21 protein-coding genes are annotated in these 23,651 nt (G+C 40.0%); 3 read left to right on the top strand and 18 right to left on the bottom strand.

Annotated features, from left to right (window positions below):
- Nucleotides 1-363 precede the first annotated feature (363 nt).
- The 10 genes from D1B33_RS10045 to D1B33_RS10000 form a co-directional block, all read right to left on the bottom strand.
- Nucleotides 364-2,883, bottom strand: coding sequence for an EAL domain-containing protein (locus D1B33_RS10045; protein ID WP_118876251.1), 2,520 nt, complete (start codon nucleotides 2,881-2,883; stop codon nucleotides 364-366).
- 379 nt (nucleotides 2,884-3,262) lie between these two features.
- Nucleotides 3,263-3,730, bottom strand: coding sequence for a hypothetical protein (locus D1B33_RS10040; RefSeq protein WP_233549448.1), 468 nt, complete (start codon nucleotides 3,728-3,730; stop codon nucleotides 3,263-3,265).
- A gap of 169 nt (nucleotides 3,731-3,899) precedes the next feature.
- Entirely contained in the window at nucleotides 3,900-4,607 is a 708-nt protein-coding gene (locus D1B33_RS10035; RefSeq protein ID WP_118876249.1) for a HoxN/HupN/NixA family nickel/cobalt transporter, read from the bottom strand.
- Nucleotides 4,608-4,653: 46 nt separating this feature from the next.
- Nucleotides 4,654-5,478, bottom strand: a complete 825-nt coding sequence (locus D1B33_RS10030; protein ID WP_118876248.1) for an urease accessory protein UreD — start codon at nucleotides 5,476-5,478, stop codon at nucleotides 4,654-4,656.
- 1 nt (nucleotide 5,479) lies between these two features.
- A complete protein-coding gene (gene ureG, locus D1B33_RS10025) occupies nucleotides 5,480-6,091 on the bottom strand; it encodes an urease accessory protein UreG (protein WP_118876247.1) in 612 nt (203 codons plus the stop codon).
- Nucleotides 6,092-6,109: 18 nt separating this feature from the next.
- Nucleotides 6,110-6,796, bottom strand: coding sequence for an urease accessory protein UreF (locus tag D1B33_RS10020; protein WP_118876246.1), 687 nt, complete (start codon nucleotides 6,794-6,796; stop codon nucleotides 6,110-6,112).
- The gene (ureE, locus tag D1B33_RS10015; RefSeq protein ID WP_118876245.1) at nucleotides 6,789-7,244 is read right to left on the bottom strand and encodes an urease accessory protein UreE; all 456 of its coding nucleotides are present in this window, start codon (nucleotides 7,242-7,244) and stop codon (nucleotides 6,789-6,791) included. Before ureE ends, D1B33_RS10020 begins: the two co-directional genes overlap by 8 nt.
- 10 nt (nucleotides 7,245-7,254) lie before the next feature.
- Nucleotides 7,255-8,967: an urease subunit alpha gene (gene ureC / locus D1B33_RS10010; RefSeq protein ID WP_118876244.1), complete on the bottom strand. Its 1,713-nt coding sequence runs from the start codon at nucleotides 8,965-8,967 to the stop codon at nucleotides 7,255-7,257.
- Nucleotides 8,964-9,287: an urease subunit beta gene (ureB, locus tag D1B33_RS10005; protein WP_118876381.1), complete on the bottom strand. Its 324-nt coding sequence runs from the start codon at nucleotides 9,285-9,287 to the stop codon at nucleotides 8,964-8,966. Before ureB ends, ureC begins: the two co-directional genes overlap by 4 nt.
- 36 nt (nucleotides 9,288-9,323) lie before the next feature.
- Nucleotides 9,324-9,626 (bottom strand): urease subunit gamma, encoded by a 303-nt coding sequence (locus D1B33_RS10000; protein ID WP_118876243.1) that lies wholly within the window; start codon nucleotides 9,624-9,626, stop codon nucleotides 9,324-9,326.
- Nucleotides 9,627-9,776: 150 nt separating this feature from the next.
- On the opposite strand from D1B33_RS10000, the gene D1B33_RS09995 reads away from it, so the two are divergent.
- Nucleotides 9,777-10,721: an urea transporter gene (locus D1B33_RS09995; protein ID WP_158582958.1), complete on the top strand. Its 945-nt coding sequence runs from the start codon at nucleotides 9,777-9,779 to the stop codon at nucleotides 10,719-10,721.
- Between the two features lie 140 nt (nucleotides 10,722-10,861).
- Nucleotides 10,862-12,070, top strand: a complete 1,209-nt coding sequence (locus tag D1B33_RS09990; protein ID WP_118876241.1) for a YhgE/Pip domain-containing protein — start codon at nucleotides 10,862-10,864, stop codon at nucleotides 12,068-12,070.
- A gap of 163 nt (nucleotides 12,071-12,233) precedes the next feature.
- On the opposite strand, the gene D1B33_RS09985 is transcribed toward D1B33_RS09990, so the two are convergent.
- From D1B33_RS09985 to D1B33_RS09970, 4 genes are all read right to left on the bottom strand, one after another.
- A complete protein-coding gene (locus D1B33_RS09985; RefSeq protein ID WP_118876240.1) occupies nucleotides 12,234-13,199 on the bottom strand; it encodes a quinone oxidoreductase family protein in 966 nt (321 codons plus the stop codon).
- 178 nt (nucleotides 13,200-13,377) lie between these two features.
- Nucleotides 13,378-14,901, bottom strand: coding sequence for an ABC transporter permease/substrate-binding protein (locus D1B33_RS09980; RefSeq protein ID WP_407656722.1), 1,524 nt, complete (start codon nucleotides 14,899-14,901; stop codon nucleotides 13,378-13,380).
- Nucleotides 14,894-15,847, bottom strand: coding sequence for an ABC transporter ATP-binding protein (locus D1B33_RS09975; RefSeq protein WP_118876239.1), 954 nt, complete (start codon nucleotides 15,845-15,847; stop codon nucleotides 14,894-14,896). The genes D1B33_RS09980 and D1B33_RS09975 overlap by 8 nt, the downstream gene beginning before the upstream one ends.
- A gap of 350 nt (nucleotides 15,848-16,197) precedes the next feature.
- Nucleotides 16,198-16,734 (bottom strand): DoxX family protein, encoded by a 537-nt coding sequence (locus D1B33_RS09970; protein ID WP_118876379.1) that lies wholly within the window; start codon nucleotides 16,732-16,734, stop codon nucleotides 16,198-16,200.
- A 586-nt stretch (nucleotides 16,735-17,320) separates the two neighbouring features.
- On the opposite strand from D1B33_RS09970, the gene D1B33_RS09965 reads away from it, so the two are divergent.
- Entirely contained in the window at nucleotides 17,321-19,012 is a 1,692-nt protein-coding gene (locus tag D1B33_RS09965; protein WP_118876238.1) for a methyl-accepting chemotaxis protein, read from the top strand.
- A 78-nt stretch (nucleotides 19,013-19,090) separates the two neighbouring features.
- Here the strand turns inward: D1B33_RS09965 and D1B33_RS09960 are convergent, their stop codons facing one another.
- The 4 genes from D1B33_RS09960 to D1B33_RS09945 form a co-directional block, all read right to left on the bottom strand.
- Nucleotides 19,091-19,627, bottom strand: coding sequence for a DoxX family membrane protein (locus D1B33_RS09960; RefSeq protein ID WP_118876237.1), 537 nt, complete (start codon nucleotides 19,625-19,627; stop codon nucleotides 19,091-19,093).
- Between the two features lie 179 nt (nucleotides 19,628-19,806).
- Nucleotides 19,807-20,982 (bottom strand): M20 metallopeptidase family protein, encoded by a 1,176-nt coding sequence (locus tag D1B33_RS09955; RefSeq protein WP_118876236.1) that lies wholly within the window; start codon nucleotides 20,980-20,982, stop codon nucleotides 19,807-19,809.
- Nucleotides 20,983-21,029: 47 nt separating this feature from the next.
- Entirely contained in the window at nucleotides 21,030-22,220 is a 1,191-nt protein-coding gene (locus D1B33_RS09950) for a hypothetical protein (RefSeq protein ID WP_118876235.1), read from the bottom strand.
- Between the two features lie 857 nt (nucleotides 22,221-23,077).
- A complete protein-coding gene (locus D1B33_RS09945) occupies nucleotides 23,078-23,647 on the bottom strand; it encodes a TetR/AcrR family transcriptional regulator (protein ID WP_118876234.1) in 570 nt (189 codons plus the stop codon).
- Nucleotides 23,648-23,651: the final 4 nt, after the last annotated feature.

The following is a 23,651-nucleotide window of genomic DNA, read 5'->3' as shown; positions in this document are numbered from 1 at the left end:
TCTTGCACCCCCGTAGTAGATCTTTGATGAAAACAGTATCGCTATTTCTTAATCAAACACTTGGTAAATTTTTGTTTTGTTTTTGGTTCGTTTTGTTTTGTGTTTGATTACATTTAATAATCTAACAAGCAAATGTAAACCAGACGTTTTCAAATGGTTAAGGTTTGTAAACTAAATATTAATTTCGAGTAATATTCCTTAATAATTAATATGCCAGGATAACAAAATAGGCGTTAATCCCTGTTGGATCAACGCCTGTTCATAAAAAAGCAACAAAAACAAAAAGCCATCCAAATAAATTGGTATGGCTCGCTTGGCACGTCTCGATTTATAAGTACTTTTCATATAATAGTAACGATTTAATTATTGTCTCAATTTCTCTATAAAGGTATAACGATCCTCTGTCACAAAACTACAGTCAGGCAGTACAGGGTCCTTGCGAAGTTCTGAAGCAAGTTTGTCCAATATCGGCGTTATCTCGGCGCGTTCATTTTCATCAATGGCATATTCCAATCCATATTGATAGATATCCGGTTTGATTTCCTCCATCCATATAATGGAGCCTAGTAGTTTAATGGTCTCACCGAATAAAACTATCTCGAAACTATAAATAATATTGGGATTTACCGTCAGTCTTAAATCCGTTAAAAAGCGAAGACCCCCGATACCTAGGCTCTCGATTAATACGACCGTTTTTCCTACCTCTACTTTACGTCCATTAATCCGTGAAAGAGTCATTGAGCTACTCAACGGATAATCAAGAGGTACTCTGAAATCTTTTCTTCTTTCCTCTACCATTTGTTGCTCCAATTCATGATCATGGGGGATATTAATGGTCCCCTTCTTTAGTACTTCTTCAAATTCGCTGGCCGGCAGTGGCTTTGAAAACAAATATCCCTGCACAATCTTGCATCCCATCTCCTTTAAGAGATAGAATTGCTCATACGTTTCGACCCCTTCTGCCACAAAGCTCATCTTCATTCTTTCTGCCACCTTAATGATGGTTTGAGTGATAAAGTTCGATTCATTCTCTTCATCGGAGCTTAAATGGGTAATAAAAGAACGGTCCAATTTTAAGGTATCAATATAATTTTTAAACTTGGTTAAATAAGAAAGCGATGAGTATCCTGTGCCAAAGTCATCCAAAGAGATCGTTATTCCCGTTTTAATGAGATTCGTTAAGGTTTCCAAAACAATTTCCTCGTTTTCCAGCATGGATGTTTCGGTAATTTCAATTTCCAAAAACTGCGGGTCCAGTCCGGTGTCAGCCAAAATCTCCTGGAAGTTCGGTACCAGGTTTTGATCCAGAAATCGTTTGGCTGATAAATTCACGGAAATGGGTATTTTCGGAAGCCCCATCTCATGCCAGACTTTAATTTGCTTCGCTACCTTCCAGTTCATTTTTTTGCCCACTTCAGCTGTTAATCCCTGTTCTTCAATAATGGAAATGAACTCATTTGGAGATAACACTCCCCACTCCGGATGATTCCATCTGATGAGGGCTTCTGCCCCTATGATTTTATAATCCTCCGTGCTTACCTTTGGCTGAAAGTAGTACTCCAATTGATTGTTCTCAAGCGCTGAACGGATGTCGGCCCCTAACTTAAAGGTTCTAAATGTCCGAATATCCATGGTGGAAGAATAGACTCTAAAATTATTTTTCCCTTCGCTTTTGGCGATATGCAGCGCGGCATCCGCATTTTTCATGAGGGAGATGGTATCTTCCCCATCAGCGGGGAAAAGACTGATGCCAATGCTTGTTGTCATAAAAAGTCTAAGTGAACCCACCAAGAATTGTTCTTTCATGGAACTAATCAATTGGTTTGCCATCTCTATTACCTTGTTGATTGTTTTACAGTCAGGTGAAATAATGGCAAACTCATCTCCACTGATTCGGAAGAGTCGGTGCCCATCGCCCAGTACTTCTTGAAGACGCTTAGAAATCGCAATTAGCAGCTCATCCCCGACACGATGTCCGAATGTGTCATTTATCGATTTAAATCGATCCAAATCAAGATACATGATGGCAAGCCTTTGATCTAATGTTTTAGCAATGACGACTTCCTTTTCCAGGCTCTCTTCGAAGGACTTTCGATTTGGCAGCTCTGTCAATTGATCATAGTAAGCGAGAAAATTGATTTTTTTCCAGTTCTCTTCCCTTTCCGTAATATCAATGATTGTTCCCATAATGATTGGTTCTTTGTCTATCAGGAGTAATTTGGAATGTGCTTCCACCTTAATCTCATTTCCATCTTCCCGAATGACCCGGGCATAATGCGTTAATCCTTTTTCGCCTTCTTTTAAAGACGCAAAGGCGGATAAAACTTCATTTCGATCCTCTGGATGAACATAATCGAGTATGTTCAAATAGCTGGCTGAACTTTTTCCAAGAAGTTGAAAATAGTGCGGGTTGGCATATAAGAGATGGGTATCCTTTAAAATATAAACCCCTACCAAAGCTTCCTCCACAATTCCTTTAAATTTCAACTCGGATTCAAGTAAACTGCTTTCAATACTTTGCAGTTCCGATTGATCTTTTATGATAACGAAAACACCCGTAACTTGTCCTTCAACAATTGCCGGAATCAGTACCATATTAATTGGGATGTGCTTCCCGTCGGAATGTATAAAGAGAGTTTCCATACTTTTTGGATCCCCATTCAGAACGTCCAAGAAGTTTTTTCGGTATCTATCCTGTTCGTGCATCGGTAAATAATTAATCAGAGGGACAACAGAAACGTCCTCAACTGAATATCCCATTATCCTGGACAGATTTTGATGAGCTTTTGCAATAACTCCTTCCCTATCTAAATAAAGGACGATATCCGGATTATGTTCAAACAATGAACGATAAAAAGTATCCTCAACATTATGCTTCGTCATATAGTAAACTCCTTAGTATTTAAATTAAAGTCCCCTAGCAATTAATTAAGCTACCTATTATATTACCAAAATTAACAGGAAAGAATCATTTTTGACAGAATAATATTTAATATCGACAGAATAAATGACTAAAGACCCTCTTAGTTTTAAAATCGTAAACACGCATTTTTTACTAATCGACAGGTGATTCAAGCGACTTCTTTCATACAAAATAAAAAACCCTTGAATCAAGGGCTTTTCTAAAATCAATTTTTTCACGTAACAATCTAGTTAAATACACTTCTACATTTACATAACAAAGATTCCCCGTACTTCCATTCCATAAACTATATAACCCCGTCCCGAAAGGAACGAGGTTATCCATTTTTTAATCTTTCCGTCATTCATTCGGCTCTTTAGCGACCTTCTCATGAATCTCTGCTTCAATCGCTTCCACATGATGATCGTGCAGGTCTTGCTGCGGATGAGGATGGAACCATCTGATTTCTCCTTCGTGAACCAATCCTTTGAACTCGCGACCTGCTACTTTAAGCGTTACTTGGCGACGCTCGTGAAGACGATCTTCGAAAGCCTGCGTCATTTCAATGTCTCTAAGCTGATTCGAGATTCCCCGCTGAATCATTATGTCATGGATTGTGTTTTCGATTTTAGCTACTTTTTCCTCACTATACTTTTGTTGTGGGTGTGGATTCATCCATACAATTTCACCTTCGTGAAAATGCCCTTTAAACTCATTTCCATCCACACTGAAAGAGAATGCATGTCTTTTATGTTTAGGGTGTTCGGAAAGCATGTCTTCTAGTTCGAAATTCTTTACCTCTGCTTGTTCTCCATTTTGATTCGTCATCATTTTTCCTCCTTAGTGCTATACATTTATAGGATGTCCAAACATTCTCGAAAAATGATGAACAAATTATTTCTTACGGCTTGCTCATGTAAATAAATATGACCTCTTTTTTGGCAATATAAAAGCCCAATCCCTTTCTGCAGGGAATTGAGCTCATCCAATTTTAGTTTCACATCCAAAGTCTAAACAAGCCTTCATTAAATCCTAAATTATACATATAATAAACGCCAAATAGCACACTGATCATCGCTGTGGCCATGATCAGGTTTCGGCTTAATGTAAGCCGTTTCTTGCTAAGTACAAACGGGAGCCCGAGAATCGTTGTAAATACAAGCATCCCGATGGTTGTCCCAACGCCAAATATCAAAATATATAAACTGCCTTGCCAAACCGTGTTAACTGTACTCATGGTCAGCAGAACCATTGCCGCGCTTCCTGCCAGTCCATGGACAAATCCAATGAATAATGATTTTAGATAGGATTGCTCCTTCTTGTTTACTGGCTTATTCTCCAAATAGTCAATCTCTGGCTGTTCATTCTCTGGATGTTCCTCTTCAAGATGAGCTTGCTGTTTATTCTTTTTGGAGGAGAGCAGGCTGGTAATACCTAGATAGACAAGCATAATCCCGACAAGAAATTCCAATGTCATGGACCATTTATCGGATAAATCACCTTTCATGAGAATTAATATGATGCCAAGGGTGAAAAGTGTTGCTGTATGTCCAATCCCCCAAAACACTCCTGCTAGAGAAGCATCCCATAATTTTTTGCTTTTGCTGGCAATCGTGGATACGGCAATCACATGATCCGGCTCAATCGCATGCTTGATCCCCAATAGAAAACCGAGTGCCAACACAGAAAGTAACGTTATCTCCATCTAGAACCCCCGTCAATTTAGTCGTGGTTCGACTCCAAGCTTGACCCTAATATTTCCTTAGGAAACTTGGCGTTGTATCGAACCACTCTTGACTAATCATATGATGGAGATTCGTAAATATGCTTTCAATCATTTGTGTTGAATTCGCTAAAATCCGTACAGTGAAGCCTTTAACAGCTAGTTGGGACAAACCCACTTTATAGTCATTTGTCAGCGGCTTGATTGCTTGATATAACCGATCCAGAAGCTCGGGAGTAGTTTGCTCCCCGATGACGATCAAGGATCCCAAGTGCGAAAATCCTTCCATGGATCCGATTGTTTCCACATTGCGAAGCGAAGGGCTTAACTTGATATGATCAAAGGCCACAAGTTCCTGATCCAAATAAATTTCATTGATTAATTGAACCCAGTCATAGCTAAACCTCTTCCCCTCCGGAGACCATCCCGGTGTAATAATATCCGAATAGAGCAACGTAGCTCCTTTTTCCATATGGATGATATTTTTCTGCTTATATCTCGCCTGCTGATAAGCAATCAAGGGATCCGGGATATATTCCAGGATGCTTCCTTTCTTAAGAAAAATCTCCGTTTCCTGATAAACATGTCCTTCCGGGGTTCTATACACTTTCGTAGCGGATTGTGTCGTTAAGGTTAGTCTGGCCTGTTCCTCCACTTTAATATTCATCCGGTATCGATCTCCGTCCAAATAACCTCCGCCGGGATTTAATATATAGTAGCAGACTTCTCCCGTATTGTTATGATAAATAGGGCGCATTACTTTTAATGCCCCCTGAAAGTAAACCCTTTTCGCTACCGTCTTTCCTCGTCGGTTTTCAACATCTAAATGCAATTCTCCTGTCCATCCAGCCATATTAAGCCATTCCCTTTAAAAGGGTCTCCTGTTTAATCCAATTCACCACTTCGTCAAGCCCGTTGTTATTTTTTAAATTCGTAAAAATGAACGGCTTGTTTCCGCGGAATACTTTTGTATCGGATTCCATGACTTCTAAGCTTGCGCCTACATATGGTGCTAAATCTGTTTTATTGATAATGAATAGATCAGATTTAATCATCCCTTGTCCGCCTTTTCTGGGGATTTTTTCACCTTGCGCCACATCAATGATGTAAATTGAGAAATCAACTAATTCCGGACTGAAAGTAGCTGCCAGATTATCTCCGCCGCTTTCCACGAAAATCAGTTCGACATCCGGATGTTTTTCTTTTAATTCATCAATGGCAGCGAAATTCATGGATGCATCTTCACGGATGGCCGTATGGGGACATCCGCCAGTTTCAACACCAATAATACGATCTGAAGGCAATACGCCGTTCTGCATAAGAAACTTCGCATCTTCTTTTGTATAAATATCATTTGTTACAACTGCCATGCTAATTTCTCCATCCATATTTCGCGTCAGTTTCTCGATCAGCAAGGTTTTTCCCGCACCTACAGGACCGCCTACTCCAATTTTAATCGGTTCCATTCAAAAACACGTCCTTTCTTAAGACATAAAAATACGAATATTTACACGCTCATGCATCATTTGGGCCAACTCCAAGCCCGGTGACACAATTCCGAAATCTTCTTCATTCAACATTTGAATTTTTTGTGTTGCTTTTGCTAAGTCACCTTGAAATTCTTGAATAATTTTTTGGCCTGCAGTTTGGCCAAGCGGAATGGCCCGTACTGCATTCTGCACAAGGTTTACCACGGTAGAATATAAATAGTAGAGTGTCGTGTTCTCTTGTGAAACACCTAGATGATAACCAACCATGGTGAATACAATGGCCGGATGCCCAAAGGATTGCTTATGCCGGATTCGTTCCCTGTATTGGGAGAGCACTGGATTTTGATATAAGGATTCCACCAGATTCAACATCCGTTCCCCCATTCTCTGGGTGCCATCCCGTGTTTCCCGAGGCAAATTCTGAACCATGAGCATCCGGTCCATTTTCCATATTTTATCCATATCGCCTTTCTCCAATGCTTCATAGATCAGGCGGGTTGCCAGCCCATCTGAATAGATGAGCTGCTCATTTAAATACACGCGAAGCCATTCTGAAAATGTTTCCTGGTTATACACAATCTCTTCTTGAATATAACTTTCCAGACCATAGGAATGACTAAAGGCACCTGTTGGAAAATTAGAATCGCAAAGCTGGAACAGCGACAATGTTCGATCAAGCATGACTGTGACCGATATGTCGAAACGCTTGTTTCACTTTCCGCGCTTCACGTTGATAAGGTATTTGCAACTCCTGCAGCAAATCCTCTACAAGGTAATCATATTGAACGAGCATTTCGTCATTTTCAAATTGTGCGGGCAGATGGCGATTTCCAAGCTGGTGGGCAATCGTTCCCATTTCATGCAGGGAACGAGGACGAATAACAAGCAAATCATCCGATAAAACATCCACGATAATCATGTTCTTGTCATCCATAAACAACACATCACCGGCTTTAAGATCACGTGGATTTTTTAATCGAATCCCGATTTCTTTGCCATGGTCTGTTGTGACTTTCTGAATACGTTTCACCAAATCCGAACTTTCCAGCAGCACTTTTTCTTTATGCCGTTTTGAAAGTTCTTCCATGGGCATCTCTTCTATATTCGTTACAATACTTTCAATAATCATTGTTTTCACCTCAAAATAAGAAATAACGCTGTCCCATTGGCACTTTATCTACAGGATCGCAGTAAATATGTTCCCCGTTTACCCTTACTTCGTAAGTTTGGGGGTCGACCGTAATTTCGGGCGTTTCAAAATTAAGTTTCATATCTTTTTTTGTTAATGTTCGAATTCCGCGAACAGGAAGGATAATCTTTTGCAATCCCAATTTTTCGTGTACTCGATCATCGAAAGCCGCCTGTGAAATAAACGTAATGTTACTTTTTGATAAGCCTTTTCCTAATGTGGCATACATTGGGCGATGAATAACTGGCTGCGGTGTTGGAATCGATGCATTGGCATCCCCCATTAACCCATACACAACAAAACCATTTTTTAAAATCATTTCAGGTTTCACACCGAAGAATGCCGGATTCCAAAGGACAAGGTCTGCAATTTTCCCAACTTCAATGGAACCTATATATTCAGAAACCCCATGCGTAATAGCCGGATTGATGGTGTATTTCGCAACATAACGCTTGACGCGGTTATTATCCGAATACTCGCTATCTCCTTGCATGATGCCTCTTTGTTTTTTCATTTTATCCGCGGTTTGCCAAGTACGTAATACCACTTCTCCCACGCGGCCCATTGCTTGAGCATCCGAGCTGACCATACTGAATACACCCATATCTTGAAGGATATCTTCCGCTGCAATCGTTTCCCTTCGGATTCGAGAATCGGCAAATGCGATATCCTCTGGTACAGCAGGGTTCAAATGGTGGCAAACCATCAGCATGTCCAGATGTTCATCGACCGTATTCACGGTATAGGGCAATGTTGGATTGGTAGATGAGGGCAGTACATTCAAATAACCAGCCGATTTGATCAAATCGGGAGCATGGCCGCCTCCCGCACCTTCCGTGTGATACATATGAATGACACGGTCCTTGATCGCGGCCATCGTGTCTTCCATAAACCCGCTTTCATTCAAAGTATCCGCATGAAGAGCGACTTGAACATCAAATTCCTCGGCCACTTGCAATGCATGATCCAGAGCAGAAGGCGTAGCCCCCCAGTCTTCATGGACTTTCAACCCAATAACCCCGGCACGTACTTGTTCTGCAAGCGGTTCTTTTGTTGCCGCTTGTCCCTTCCCCGTAAAACCTACGTTGATTGGGAGACCTTCCGCAGCTTCGAGCATTCGATGAATATTCCATTCGCCTGGAGTAACGGTTGTCGCTTTCGACCCGGCAGCCGGACCCGTCCCCCCGCCGATTAAAGTTGTAGTACCGGAAGTAAGTGCTACATCTACTTGTGCAGGATTAATAAAATGAACATGCGTATCAATGGCGCCAGCGGTCAAAATCATCCCCTCACCGGCAATGATTTCCGTGGAAGCCCCAATAATGATATCGACACCATCCATCACCAACGGATTTCCCGCTTTTCCAATTGCCGCGATTTTCCCGTCGCGAATGGCAACATCCGCTTTAAAAATGCCAGTATAGTCCAATACAACGACATTGGTTATGACCACATCAGGAATTCCATCACCGCGAGTTACAAGGGGGTGCATCCCCATTCCATCACGTATGACTTTACCGCCGCCAAAAACTACTTCTTCACCATAAGTTGTATAGTCTTTTTCAACTTTTATAAATAAATCAGTGTCCGCCAATCGAATGGAATCCCCCGTGGTTGGGCCATACATTTCAGCGTACTGCTTTCTCGTCATTCTAAAACTCATTCATTAGCCCCTCTTTCTATGGGTCCATCTATTTTATTGTTAAATCCATACACTCTACGTTCCCCGCCATATGGAACCAATTCCACTTCTTTTTCATCGCCGGGTTCAAAACGAACCGCCGCACCGGAAGGGATGTTCAAACGTCTTCCAAGTCCTTCTTCCCGATTGAATTGGAGCGCTTCATTTACTTCATAAAAGTGATAATGCGACCCGACTTGAACGGGACGGTCTCCGGTATTAATGACGGTAACCTTAAAAAGGCCCCTTCCATCATTGCAAATAATATCTTCTTCTTTTAAAATCAGTTGCCCTGGCTCCATTTCAATTCGTTCCATGGTTTGCCCTCCTGTTCTGTCTTATCGAATTGGATCGTGCACCGTTACCAGCTTGGTGCCATCAGGAAATGTCGCTTCTACTTGAATATCATCAACAATCTCGGGAATTCCCTCCATGACATCATCACGGGATAAAATTGTTGTGCCGTATTCCATCAGTTCAGCAACCGTTTTTCCGTCCCGGGCACCTTCCAATATCTCGTAAGTAATAAGTCCAACAGCCTCCGGGTAGTTCAGCTTCAAGCCTCTTTCTTTTCTTCTTCTAGCAAGATCGGCTACAACCACAATCATGAGCTTGTCTATCTCGCGAGGTACCAATTGCATGACAATCCTCCCCTTTTCTTGTAATTTCCATATTGAATTCTCCATTGTTTGCACATACTAAGTTATTAGTTAGGAGAACCAAACATCTACATTTTGACCACAAAATACAATTTTAAATCGGTTGTGAAATAATTTTCATGGGGGATGCTTATGTCGGCAGAAAAAAAGGATCATTTATCAGAAAAAGGAGCTGCTTCAGTTTTTCTGGCTTCGCTCAGGGGAATTTCTCAAGTCCTGTTTATTGAAAATGCAGTCTCCGGAGTCGTTATTTTAATCGCCATCATGGTTTCTTCCTGGTCATTGGGAGTCATTGCACTTTTGTCTTCCATCATCGGTACACTTATCGGAAAAATCGGTGGTGCACCGGCAACTAGCATCAACAATGGTCTGTATGGCTATAATTCAGTGCTGGCCGGGATGGCGATGACCTTATTTTTAACCGGATCTTCCAAGTGGATTATTGCTTTAATTGCAGCAGCCATTACGGCGATTTTTGCTGCAACCATTGTGCAATTCATGAAAAACGTGGAACTTCCCATTCTCACCATTCCATTTATCTTGCTGACGTGGTTTATGCTTTTGGTTTCTTACCGTCTGAAAGCATTTCATTTAAGCGAGTCCTTAGTGCCGCAAAGTCTAGCGTACTGGGAATTGGAAATTGCAGGGAAGGTAAATTGGGTAGAAGGTTTTTTTGCTGGCATTGGGCAAATCTTTTTCCTGGATCATCCCTTATCCGGAGCAATTCTATTTATCGCCGTTTTCTTGGGCAATTGGAGATGGGGGATTGTTGCCGTAATCGGGAATACGATAGGATTACTTCTTGCTTACGGACTTGGCGGAGAACATTCTTTAATCTTTCGCGGTCTCTATGGCTACAACACCATTTTATCTTGTATGGCAGTCGCAGTGGTGTTCGGTACTGCAGCGAACCGCTTCCGATTTATTTCGGGGATTGTGGCCGCCTGTGTTAGCGTTTTGCTGACTGCAAGTGTCTTTACCTGGATCTTGCCTTATGGACTCCCTGTTTTGACGTTGCCTTTTGTGCTGACTACTTGGCTCTTCTTGGGCGCACGGAAGATCTTAACCAATTTATAACCGATATGCATATCAGTGTTGGTGCAACTATTGATATGTAAAGGATAGAAAATCTTATCATTACATTTATTTCGAGACAGATATACAAGGTTAATTCTTATTTTATTCTGATGAGAATTTCAAAATGAGGAGACTTGTCAGTGAAGAAAATACTTAGACTACGGACCACCTGGTTTCCGATTTGGTTAATTTCCGTTCTTATGCTAATCATGATTTGTATCTATTTGCCGGCTTTCGGTGGAGGTACGAATAATCTAACAAATGCTCCCCTAATCGTGGTGAACGAAGACAAGGGACCTGCTGGGGATGATATACTATTATATTTAGTTGATAAATACAATGGACATTCTTTCAAGTGGAGTGTAGTTGGGAATCAGGAACAAGCCATGCAGGACATAAGGGATAATGAAGCTTATGGTGCGTTGGTAATCCCCTCTGATTTTTCCAATCAACTTGATGAATTACATGAAGTGATTGTGAATGATACTGGAAAGACAGAAGCGGCTACACTCAAAATATTATTAAATGAAGGTGTTGGACCAACTGCAACGATGATTGCAGATAATACCTTACAGCAAGTCGTAACTGCTGCTTCGGCAGAATTTAGCAGAAACTTAAAACAAGAACTAAAACAAAAAGGGCTATCTGTATCTGCCGACAAGGTTGGGTTAGCAGAAAACCCCGTTAAAGCCGCAACGGTGAATGCACTGGGGATTTCCAAGAATCTTAATAATGGAATGACCCCATTTGTCTTGGTTCTTATCTCTTCAATTGCAGGAATCATGGGTGCAAATATGATCTATGGCTATCTGCAACGAGGAAATGGTACGTTAAAAAATACAGGTATACCTTTAAGTAATTCTCAATTGTTAAAAATGGAACTACTATTCGGTGCCATGTTGGCATTTGGTGTTGCCGCTGCATCCCAATTAGCTGTTTTTGGCTTTTTCGGAAGTACACACGCCTCTAGTATTTGGATTATTTTCATATTCTGCTTTTTCTGTTGTTACACTATGTACTTAGTATTCAAAACCCTTGCTTTGCTTTTCGGAGGTTGGGGTATGCTGGTCATGTTCCCTGTCAATATTATGGGCATTTTTTCAAGCGGTGGAGCACTTCCCTTATCAACGCTTCCTGAAGTACACCGAGTCTTTAGCGCCATTTTACCCACACGATATATGGTTGATGGAATGAGAGCTTTGCTTTATTATGGCGGAAGAATGCAGGCTGGTTTAGGTTCGGCTTTACTGGCAATATCCATCTACTTTGTTGCTGCAATCATCATTATCATGGTCTTTGTGGATATTAAGAAAAGAAAAGAAAATGCATCATCAACTAATCTTAGTTAGTCATTATTAGGACCATTTAGAGCACATCTCATGATGGAGCCAGAATCAACTGAAGAACCTAATGAGCAACAAGAAGCCCAAAACCAATAATCTCAACAGTTAATAAAAAGGATTGGAATCGGCATAAAACCGAATTCAATCCTTTAGTTATTCGCAAATATAATTATGGAATCAATAAAATCTTCCCTGCACTTTTTCTGCTTTCCAATAACTGATGTGCTTTGGCACCTTCCTCCAAGGAAAAGGTTGTAGGTTCCTTTATTATCAATTTCCCTTGGATAATCCAGTTAAATAATTGTTTTGATCGTTCTTTTCTCTCTTCTAATGAAGTAAGTACATTCCAAAGGTCTCCTCCAGTAAGGGTTTTTGAGGTATCCATTAACATACGCGGATCAACTGGGCTAGGATCTCCACCGGACATGCCGTAAAATACAACCGTCCCGCCAATCCTTGTTGCTTCAAAACTATCCGGCAACGTGGACCCTACTGATTCGTACACAACATCGACTCCCGCACCGTTTGTTGTTTCCTTTACTTGTTCAACCCATTTGTCATTATATAAGTAAACTGCATCGGCACCTGCTTCAAAGGCAACTTTTGCTTTTTCCTTGCTCGATGTAAGACCGATTACACGCGCTCCAAGAAGTTTTCCAATTTGGACAAGATTCTGGCCGACGCCACCTGCAGCCGCATGGACAAGCATTGAAACGCCTGGTTGTATAGCATAACTATCTTGCGTCAAATAATGGGCAGTCAATCCCTGCAATAAAACAGCTGATGCTGTTTCAAAGGAAATTCCATCGGGCAGAGGGATGACTTTATCCATCGGTACTGATACCAGCTCAGCATTTGCAAACGGTACATCCGCAAAAGCCACGCGGTCCCCAACCTTTATGCCCATCGCCTCTCCATTAACTTGCTCCACAATTCCCGACCCTTCATAACCCAAGATGTAAGGCGGTTCACCTGCTAGATGATAGTTTCCTTTTCTTCTGTAAACATCGGCAAAATTAAGCCCGATTGCTTTCATTCTCACTAATAGTTCATTTTCCTTAATAATGGGATTCGGAACTTCTTTATATTGTAAAACGTCAGGTCCCCCAAACGTTTCAAACGTGAGTGCTTTCATTGTACTGCTCCATTCTTCCGTTGAATTTTCCATTGGATTTCTTGCCAATTGAAATCATGTTAATATCGTCATACTATCATAAAATTTTGCTTTGCTCATAAAACTTATCCTCTTAACTCAAGTGTGCAAGTCCACAACACATAATATATTCATTTTTTCACCAAGGTCCGAGATTATCTTAATCACTATTGAGCAGATTATTCCTTTCTAAAAACTCTTTAGCGACACTGCTGGCCTTTTCCTTCTCTACCGCTACTTTGTAATTCATTTCCCTCATCTCATCGTCGGTAACTTTTCCGGAAAGTTTATTCAGAATGCCTTCTAATTCCGGATATTCTTCGAGCGTCTCTTTCTTTAACAAAGGCGCTCCTTGATAGGGAGGAAATAAATGCAAATCATCTTCCAATACAGTTAAGTTATATCTTTGAATTGCACTATCCGTTGAATAAGCATCCACTAAATTGATATCCCCTGAATTTACAGCGGCATACCGCAGTTCTGGCTGCATCGTTTTTATGTTTGGGAATTGAAGGCCATAAAGCTTTTGTATTCCGAGGTAGCCGTCTTCACGTTCCGGAAATTCCGGTGTAAAGCCTGCCTTAATCTCTCCTTCAATCTCTTTCAAGTCAGAAATCGCCTTTAGGTTATATTTAATTGCAAGGGAGTCAGGTACCGCCAATGCGTAGGTATTATTAAATTTCATTGGCTCCAGCAATACTAAATCAAATTGATTGAATATCCCCTCTTTTGCCTGTTCATAGACTTCTTCGCTTTTTGTGCTGGCTGGTTGCTCTTTTAATAAATCAACGATAATTGTCCCCGTGAATTCCGGATAAATATCTATACTCCCCGAAGTTAAGGCATTATAGACAAATGTTGTGCCGCCCATATTCGGTTTTAGCGCGACTTTAAGGGAAGAATTCTCTTCGATTAGAAGTTTATACATATTCATCAAAATCTCCGGTTCTGCACCCAATTTTCCGCCAATAACTAAATCAGGTTCCTTCGACTCGGAAAATGAAGAGACGGTTATAACCAATAAAAAAGCTGCTATAACAGTAACAATCGAAATTAGTGATTTTTTAAATGATAGTTTTTCAAGTTGTTTGAGGAGAAAATCAAAAAATAAAGCCAAAAGCGCCGCAGGAATGGCTCCTAATAAGATGAGGTCCATATCATTCCTGCTGATCCCCACAGTAATTAAATCACCTAATCCTCCTGCTCCAATAAGGGAAGCAATGGTCGCAGTCCCGATAATAAGAACCATGGCCGTTCTTATCCCAGCCATAATCACGGGCATGGCAAGAGGAAGCTCTACCTTGATCAGCAATCTTCTATTATTCATGCCCAAGCCTTTTGCAGCTTCTAGCAAATTTGGGTCAACTTCTTTAATTCCCGTATAAATATTTCTTAAAATAGGAAGCATCGCATAAATAACGAGTGCAATGATCGCCGGTAATGTCCCGATTCCAACAAGCGGTATCAGCAGTCCCAGCAACGCCAATGAAGGGATTGTTTGGAAGACGGCTGCTATTCCAATGACAATCTCCGCAGCTTTTTTCTTTCTGGTTAGATAAATCCCAAGAGGAATGGCGATTAATAAAGCAATGATGAGGGCAATAAACGATAGTTGTATATGCTGGATGAGCCCACTCAACAAATCCTCACGTCTGTCCATGAACGTTTCGTATAATTTATTCACTTTTTTTGCCCTCTTTCACATTGTTTAACAGATGCTGGATGACTGATTGTCTCGTTAATAGACCAACCATTTCGCCATCTTTTTCAACACCTACCAAGTCTCGTTGGGTTAGGGCTTCCAATATTTCCTCCAAGGAGCTATTAACGGGGATTACATGCCCATTAAATTGAAGATTGGTGTGAGGCGACAAAGCTTCTTCCAGATGAATTTGAAAATCTCCATGTTCCGTTCTTCCAAGAAATTTTTTTACAAAGTCGTTAACAGGATGATGAACCAAATCATTGGGAGTCCCGACTTGGACAATTTCCCCATCTTTCATGATACAAATTCTGTCGCCTAACTTAAGCGCCTCTTGCATATCGTGTGTAACAAAAACAATCGTCTTCTTTATCGATTTTTGCAGTTTTAACAAATCATCTTGCAACTTCTCCCTGCTAATTGGGTCCAGCGCACTAAAAGGTTCATCCATCAAAAGAATTTCAGGATCGGCAGCCAAGGCTCTAACCACGCCAATTCTTTGTTGCTGTCCGCCCGATAACTCACTGGGTTTCCTATGTTTATAGGTTTTTGGGTCCAACCTTACCATTTCAAGCAACCCGTCTACTCTGCTTGCGATTTTTTCTTTATTCCACTTTTTCATTTCCGGAACAATGGCAATATTTTCTTGAATGGTCATATGAGGAAAGAGGGCGATTTGCTGAAGAACATAGCCAATATTCCACCTTAGTTCATGAATATCATAATCGCTTATTTTTTTATCGTTGATCAAGATTGTGCCGTCGGAGATGCCAATCAATCGATTAATCATTTTCAGGGTTGTGGTTTTACCGCTGCCGCTAGGACCAACCAAGACAAAAAATTCTCCTTTATGGATGTTGAGGTTAAGCGACTTAACCGCAACAGTTCCATCATCAAACTGCTTGGATACATTTTCAAAACGAATCATATTTATACTCCTCATTATTTGAGATTTACGACAATCTTTCCCTCTGCATTGTTGCCTTCCTAAAATGGCGAACCTGATCGTAAAGAATAGGGTGAATTAAAATCTGAGCTCAATGCATTGCTCTTCTATATAAGCCAAAATTCTACTATCTCTTGAAAATAATTGTAACAAACCTCTTTAAAGATATGTGTTTCAGCACTTATTTACTTACCTTTAAACTTAAAAGAGAAAACATGATAGTCATCGCTAGCTAAATCTCAACAAAAAAAGCAGACATCCAAACTTGATGGATACCCACTTTTAAAAGTACTTTTTATTTAAATTTTATCGAAATTATGTCTACAATTTTTCTAAACGAGGTTTGCCTTTTTACCCATTTTCTTATCGGAAGACCCTTTTTTGTCTATAAACGCATGTTTCTTTAATAGAGGCAATAGGAAAAAGTCGATTCCGAATTTACCTGCATTGGCACCCGCCACAAAGATTAAAAAGCCTAATAGAATATCGATTGGATTGTGTGAAATCGCGCCTGCCATTAGGAACGAAAAATTCATAATTATTCCAAAGAACGCTGCCGCCGATGTTAAGCAGCCAAGAATCAAACCTAATCCTACCAAGAATTCTCCCCAAGGCACCATAACATTAAAGATGTGAACATTCGGCATTGCGAATGTTTCCAGGAAGGATGTATAAAAACCAAAGACATTGCCGCCATCTGGCCCTGTTACCGGATTATTGATGGCATTTGCAATAAAACCGCTCGCATCGAATTGACCGCTAGTTATTTTTCCCCAGCCTGCAGTAAGGAAAACATACCCCAAATAAATTCTTAATATAGCAAGAATTCCAGCAGCTATATTACTATTTCTCCACCAATTGTTTAACATAACATAACTTCCTTTCAATTTGTTTTCGTTGTTTACACTCATAGAATAGCACCCTAGCAAGATTTTGCATCATTTTTTTGATAGCCTTCATTATTCTGTAATAATGTTATGACACAATTTTGAATACAATTTATTGCCAATAGAGAGAAAGCGTTTCCTTTACTGAACGGCGTTGAAAATTGGAGAAAATTATACAAATGCAGGAAAAAAGATATGTTAAAGTAATTTATTTCCGTATAAGTATTGTCATATTGTCGAATCTTGTTTTATAATATCGCTATTACTATAGTTTTACTATAGAGGAAGACTTAGGACACAAATCTGCGGAATTCAAACTATTTTTGGTATGTAAACCAAGCCTCCAAAGAATTAGAAAAAAAGTGAACCTAGTTTCTTTAGGTTCACTTTTCCTATGCAAAAAAACCCTAAAATCCAAGAAGGAGAACGGAATCATGATACAAATGGATTAGAAAGTGCTGTCACTAATTGATTAGATTATCTATTTAGGAAATAATAAAAAACTAGTTTATTAGATAATTTTGAAGAACTGTAGATGCAACAATAACAAATTGAGGTGCAAAAAGAATTGAAGAAACAATTTAATTTTAAAAGTATAAAAACGAAAATACTATTTGGGTTTTCATTGGTTATTTTACTTGTCGTATTATTTGGCATTTATAATTATTCATCTATTAAGAAGAGTAATGAGGAAGCAAAAAATATTGTAGAGAGAGAGCTTCCAATGTTAATCGCCAATGAACAAATGTCTAGAACGTTGGCTAATCGCATAGCAACGGCCCGTGGGTACGTGTTGTATGGCGGCGACTTTAAAGAACGTTTTGACGCTTATACAGAAGAAGGTAAAGGACACGAAGCAATTGTCAGAGAGATTGGGGCTTCCGAGGAATTTGACCAACTCATCCAAAGGACCGTTGAGTGGAGAAAATACGTTTCAGAAGAAGTTTTTGAAGAGTATGATCGTGGAAATAAAGAATTGGCTCGACAAAAGCTAGCTGAAAGAAATCAGGATGTAAGAGAAATCATGACTGGTTATGAAGAGCTGGCAAGTAAAAGTCGGGATATTATTAATGAAAAACAGGGCCAAATTGTAGCAAATGGCCAAAAGACTATACAAGTAGTCATGATTGTAACAATTTTGGTTATGTTGGTCAGTATCGCGGCAGCACTTATTACTTCAAATATTATAGCTAAACCAATCATACAAGTGATGGAACGAATGAAGCTGATGGCAAGCGGTGATTTAAGCAATGAACCATTAGCAGTGAATTCGCAAGACGAGGTAGGTCATCTGATTCTGGCGACAAACGAAATGAGCAATAATATTCGTGAATTGCTAAATGAAATAAACGTGGCCTCTGGATCAATAACAAACCAAAGCAAAGATTTGACTGAATCTGCAAATGAAGTAAACGCCGGTTCCCAGCAAATTGCTACTACAATGCAGGAATTAGCGGCGGGTACCGAAACAGAAGCCAAAACGGCAAGCGACCTGGCGAGCATTATGGGAGCATTTTCAACTTCTGTGCTCGAAGCTAACTCAAATGGCGAGAGCATTCAAAAAGCTTCGAATGAAGTGTTCGAAATGACGATTGAGGGAAGCCAGTTGATGGAATCCTCAAACAAACAGATGGCGAAAATCGACCAAATCGTACAGGATGCAGTACAAAAAGTGAAAGGTTTGGATGTTAAGTCACAAGAAATATCAAAATTGGTTTCAGTGATTCAGGAAATTGCCGCCCAAACCAATCTTCTTGCCTTAAATGCAGCAATTGAAGCAGCCAGAGCAGGCGAACACGGCAGAGGGTTTGCTGTAGTTGCGGATGAAGTCAGAAAGCTAGCCGAACAAGTCTCAACTTCTGTAGCCGATATTACGGGCATTGTTGCAGGCATCCAATCTGAATCCAGTGTAGTGGCGGAATCCTTGCAAGACGGATATAACGAAGTGAAGCAAGGAACAACCCAAATCAATACGACTCAGGAAACCTTTGCTGCAATCAGCTCAGCAGTAACGAATATGGTAAACAATATTAAAATGGTCTCCGAGAATTTATCAACCATTGCATCCAATACCGAAAAAATGAATGCCTCCGTATCGGAAATTGCCGCAATTTCCGAAGAGTCAGCTGCAGGCGTAGAACAAACTTCTGCCTCTTCCCAACAAATCAGCAGCTCGATGGAAGAAGTGGCGAGCAGTTCTGAAGACCTTGCGCGTTTAGCTGAAAATCTGAATGAATTAGTTCGTCGTTTTAAACTTTAAATCGGGAAAGGCATATAAAATCACCCTACCTCTATGTATTGCTTTTGAGGTAAGGTGATTTTTTTAGCTTTGAATGCATTATATTAAGTTTGCCTTTTTTTCAATTTTATTATTGATTGACCGGTTTTTCCTTTTGAACGCTAGTTCTTTCAATAAAGGCAAAATATAAAAGTCCAAACCGAACTTCCCTGCATTTGCGCCGGCTGTTAAGATTAAAAATCCTGCTAAAATATAAATGGGATTCTGTGAAATCGCTCCAGCCATTAAATAAGAGAAATTCATCAACATTCCAAAAAACGCCGCTGCAGACGTTAAGCAACCCAACAGCAATCCTAAACCTACCAATACTTCTCCCCAAGGCACGAGGACATTAATAATGTGTACATTGGGCAATGCGATTGTTTCCAGGAATGTAGTATAGATGCCATAAACTCGGTTTCCGTCTGATCCCGTTACAGGATTCTTAATGGCATTTGCTATAAACCCGCGGGCATCAAATTGACCGCTTGTCAGTTTCCCCCACCCGGCAACCAGGAAACCAAACCCCAGGTAAATTCTTAATATCACTAAGATGGAAGCAGCAATTCTATGATTTCTCCACCAGTTCAATAACATAACATTTCTCCTTTCAAATTTTATATTTATAAAAACAATATCATTTTGATAGAGAAGGAATGGTATATTTTTGTTAATCTTAATAATATTTTAATAATTGTTATAACTTATTTGCGAATGAAACATATTTCTAACAAAAATGAAAGAGACCAACCCCAAAAGGTTGATCTCCTCCCTAATTATTTATTTAAATATGCCCATGCATATTGCGCATATAATTCAGCGCCTGTTGCCAGCGCATCTTCATCGACGTTGAATTTGCCGTGGTGGTGGGCCCATTGCGTATCTTTTTCCGGATTGCCTGATCCAACTAAAGTAAAGCTTCCTGGGACTTCATCTAAATAAAAACTGAAGTCTTCCCCGCCCATTGTTGGTTTTTCATCGTAAACAGCGTCTTCACCAAAGGCAGCTGCAGTCACTTTTTGTACCAACTTCGCACTTTCTTCTCCGTTGATGACAGCTTGCGTTCCGCGGAAATAGTCCACTTTCGCCGTTCCGCCGTAGATGCTTGCTACATTTTCCGCATACACTTGCAGCTGTTTTTCGATATGGTCGCGCGTTTCGGCATCAAAACAGCGAACTGTCCCTTCAATGACCGCATTTTCCGCAATCACATTAAAGCGCGTTCCTACGTCCATTTTTCCGATTGTGACCACTGCAGGCTGCTGCGGATCAATCGTTCTGGATACAACGGATTGTACATTCATAACGAATGATGACGCAATGATGCTAGCATCGATACAATCTTGCGGCATCGCGCCGTGTCCCCCTCGCCCTTTAAACGTTACCGTAAAAATATCGGCAGATGCAAAGCTTGGTCCAGGGCTGCAGGAAACTTTTTTTGATGGCATTTGCGACCAAATATGAATACCGAATACATTGTCGACACCTGATACGGCACCTTGCTCCACCATCGCTTTTGCACCCATCGCCGTTTCTTCTGCAGGCTGGAAAATAAGACGTACATTTCCCCGCAGCTCTTCTTTTATTTCATTTAATGTTTTTGCCGCAATAAGGAGCATCGCCGTATGTGCATCATGACCGCATGCATGCATTTTCCCCAATTCCTTTGAAGCGTAAGGAAGGTCGACATTTAATTCTTCAACCGGCAAAGCATCCATATCCGCACGCAACGCTACCGTCTCTCCCGGTTTGCCGCCTTTAATTTCAGCGATGACACCAGTCGGTTCAGTTTTGCGATGTTCGATACCCAGCGCAGTTAAATAGTCTGAAACAAAAGCAGTTGTTTCGTACTCTTCCCATGATAACTCCGGTTCGCTATGCAGTTTGCGGCGAATTGCAGTTAATTCCTCGCTATATTGTTCAATGGCTTCTTTTATTTTCTGATTAATCATTTTCCTGCTCCCCTTTACATTTTGAAATCCATGGGCCTCATAATTCATTATAAGAATCCAACAAAAATTCCTGCCAGAATCACCGATACGATGGTTACGGAGATAAATCCGCCAACCAGCATAGGCGGCAACATATGATTTGTTAACGCTTCTTGTTCTTTTTCATCATTTGTTAAAGATTTAATTACTTCGTTCGTGATAATATAGTCCGCCGGGAAACCGTACAGCGCTGTCAGCGAGACAGCAAAGGCAAGGTTTTTGCTCACTTTCAGTATTTTGCCTGCAATAAAGGAGAAAATGTACATACCAATGACGGCCAAGATGATACAAACAATCAGTGGCGTTAGAATCTCCAGCATCATGTTCGGTGTGGCAGATTTTAATCCATCAAAGATAAACAGCATTAATCCCATAATGGCAAATCCAAATCCATTGGCCTTATATAGAGCATGTTGTTCCAAGAAACCAATACTTTTCGCAATCACACCGAACACCAAACAAAGGACAAGTCCATTAATTTCAACAACCGGTGCCAGAAATACAGAAGTAAGATACGCTAAACAACCAACCACTGCAAGTTTAAGAAACTTAAAGTAGTCTGTATTATACTTTTCGGGTACTTGGAAGAGTTTGAAGCCATTTTTCGCTTGTGTTGGATCTTCCTCTACCTTAGTAGTTGTTTTAAGTGCCAATTCGCCATTTCGGTATTTTTGCAACAGCTGCTTTCCTTCTCTTTTTAATACAATGGAAGTTAACGGGTAACCAGCGAACCCTTGCATAACATAAATGACGATGGCAAATACCGATAAAGAAGTTAACCCAGCCTGCGCTGCGCCTTCTGACATAATCAAGGCCGATACGAGTCCTCCAACTAAAGGTGGAATCGCGACAATAACCGTATTCATATCAAAAATTAGTGACCCAATTGCAAACAGAATGACAATGATCCCTAAAATTCCGGATAAAGAAATAACAATCGTCTTCCATTGTGCCATTAGCTCCTTCACGGAAAGGAGCGTTCCCATATTCACGACCAACAGATACATCACCATTGTGGCTACTGTACTGGGAATCCCAGCAATCTCAACAATATTTTGCGGAAAGAATGTCCAAAATCCAATCAGGAATAACATTGCGCTGATGAATACTGACGGAATCCAGGCTTTAGTACGAACCGATACAAAATCTCCGATATATAAAATTAAAAGCACCAAGACTAGTGCAACCATTTGTGACATAGAATAAAACCCTCTCTCTTTCTGAATTGTTAGAATATTATTTTAATAACGCTCGTAAATTATATCCCTATATCATTAGTAGAGTAAAGGTTATTTAATAATTTTCAAAATTCTATCATAATATTAGAAATATATGCCTTTATAACAGAATTACATCTTGACATTGGTTGTTTGATTTCATTTAAAAACTATTTTAAATATAATAAAATATTATTTAAATATAATTATTTTCCTTTTATAGAATCTCTCTCCAATAGCATTGAGACTTTGGGATTTTCTAATTGAGTGTCTGCGGGTCTATTCTTTGGAAACAGTGCTTTAGAGCAGTTTTAATCGAGTGTTTTCGGCAAAACTTATCCAAAACACTTCATTAGACGGGGGCTAATTGAATATTTTTGGCCGAAATCATTCTAAACATCACTTTAGAGCAGCTCTAATCTATTGTTTTCAACCAATCTTGTCCAAATTACTTCATTAGCTGGAGTTTAATCGAGCATTTTTGATTGAAATTATTCGAAACACTGCTTTAGCGCAGCTCTAATCATTTATTATTAGCCGATCTTCTAACACTAAGAATTGCATAAAAAAAGACCTCCCTAGGATGAGGTCAATTTTAATTTTCTATCTATATCAAATTAATAAATTCTAAAAACTCATTAAAAATAGACTTAGAAGCATCCACACTGAAATAGCAAGCGGAATGATTGCTAGGAGTTTTAACCATTTTGTTTTAGTTATAAATCCAGCAATAAATACTGCTACACCAACTACGAATATCGTAATGATTGTTAAGAATGGCATTCTTCCACCTTCCTTAATTTTAATCCAGCTACATTTCCAATATTCTTTATGCTAACTTATTTTCGGGAGCCAATCTCTATCCCGGACATTAAATAAGGAATGGCTGACTTGATAAATTCTTCCGGCGGCACCTTCATATCAAATCTTTTCCATTCAACAGAAGCACCGTAGATTCCCCAGCTTAGGATGACGGCAATGGTTCTAAGCGCCTCCTCTTCTTTCACAGATTCTGTTTTTTCCAGCATTTTGTAAAAAATAATTTCGAGTTGTTCCCTGATGATCCGTGCAATGGTGTCTTCATATCCCCTATGGCAACGGTTGGACAATGACTTTTGAAAATTGGTGATGGCCGTGAAAATACTGACGAAAACTTCTTCATTTAACTCGTCATTTTGGTAGGAACTGCAATTCAGATTCACCAGCAATACTTCCGATAATACCTTTTCCAACAAATCATAGATATCTTCAAAATGATAATAAAAGGTTGCTCGATTAATCATGGCCTCTGTGGTGATGTCTTTTATGGTAATATCCTTAAATTCCTTCTTCGCTGAAAGTTCAATGAAAGAATCCATGATTAATTTGCGCGTACGGAGAACACGAGGATCCGTTTTGGATTGAGTCATTCGA

Origin of the sequence: Ureibacillus yapensis (assembly GCF_003515775.1) — a bacterium.
Classification (GTDB): domain Bacteria; phylum Bacillota; class Bacilli; order Bacillales_A; family Planococcaceae; genus Ureibacillus; species Ureibacillus yapensis.
This window is presented reverse-complemented; position numbering and strand designations above follow the sequence as displayed.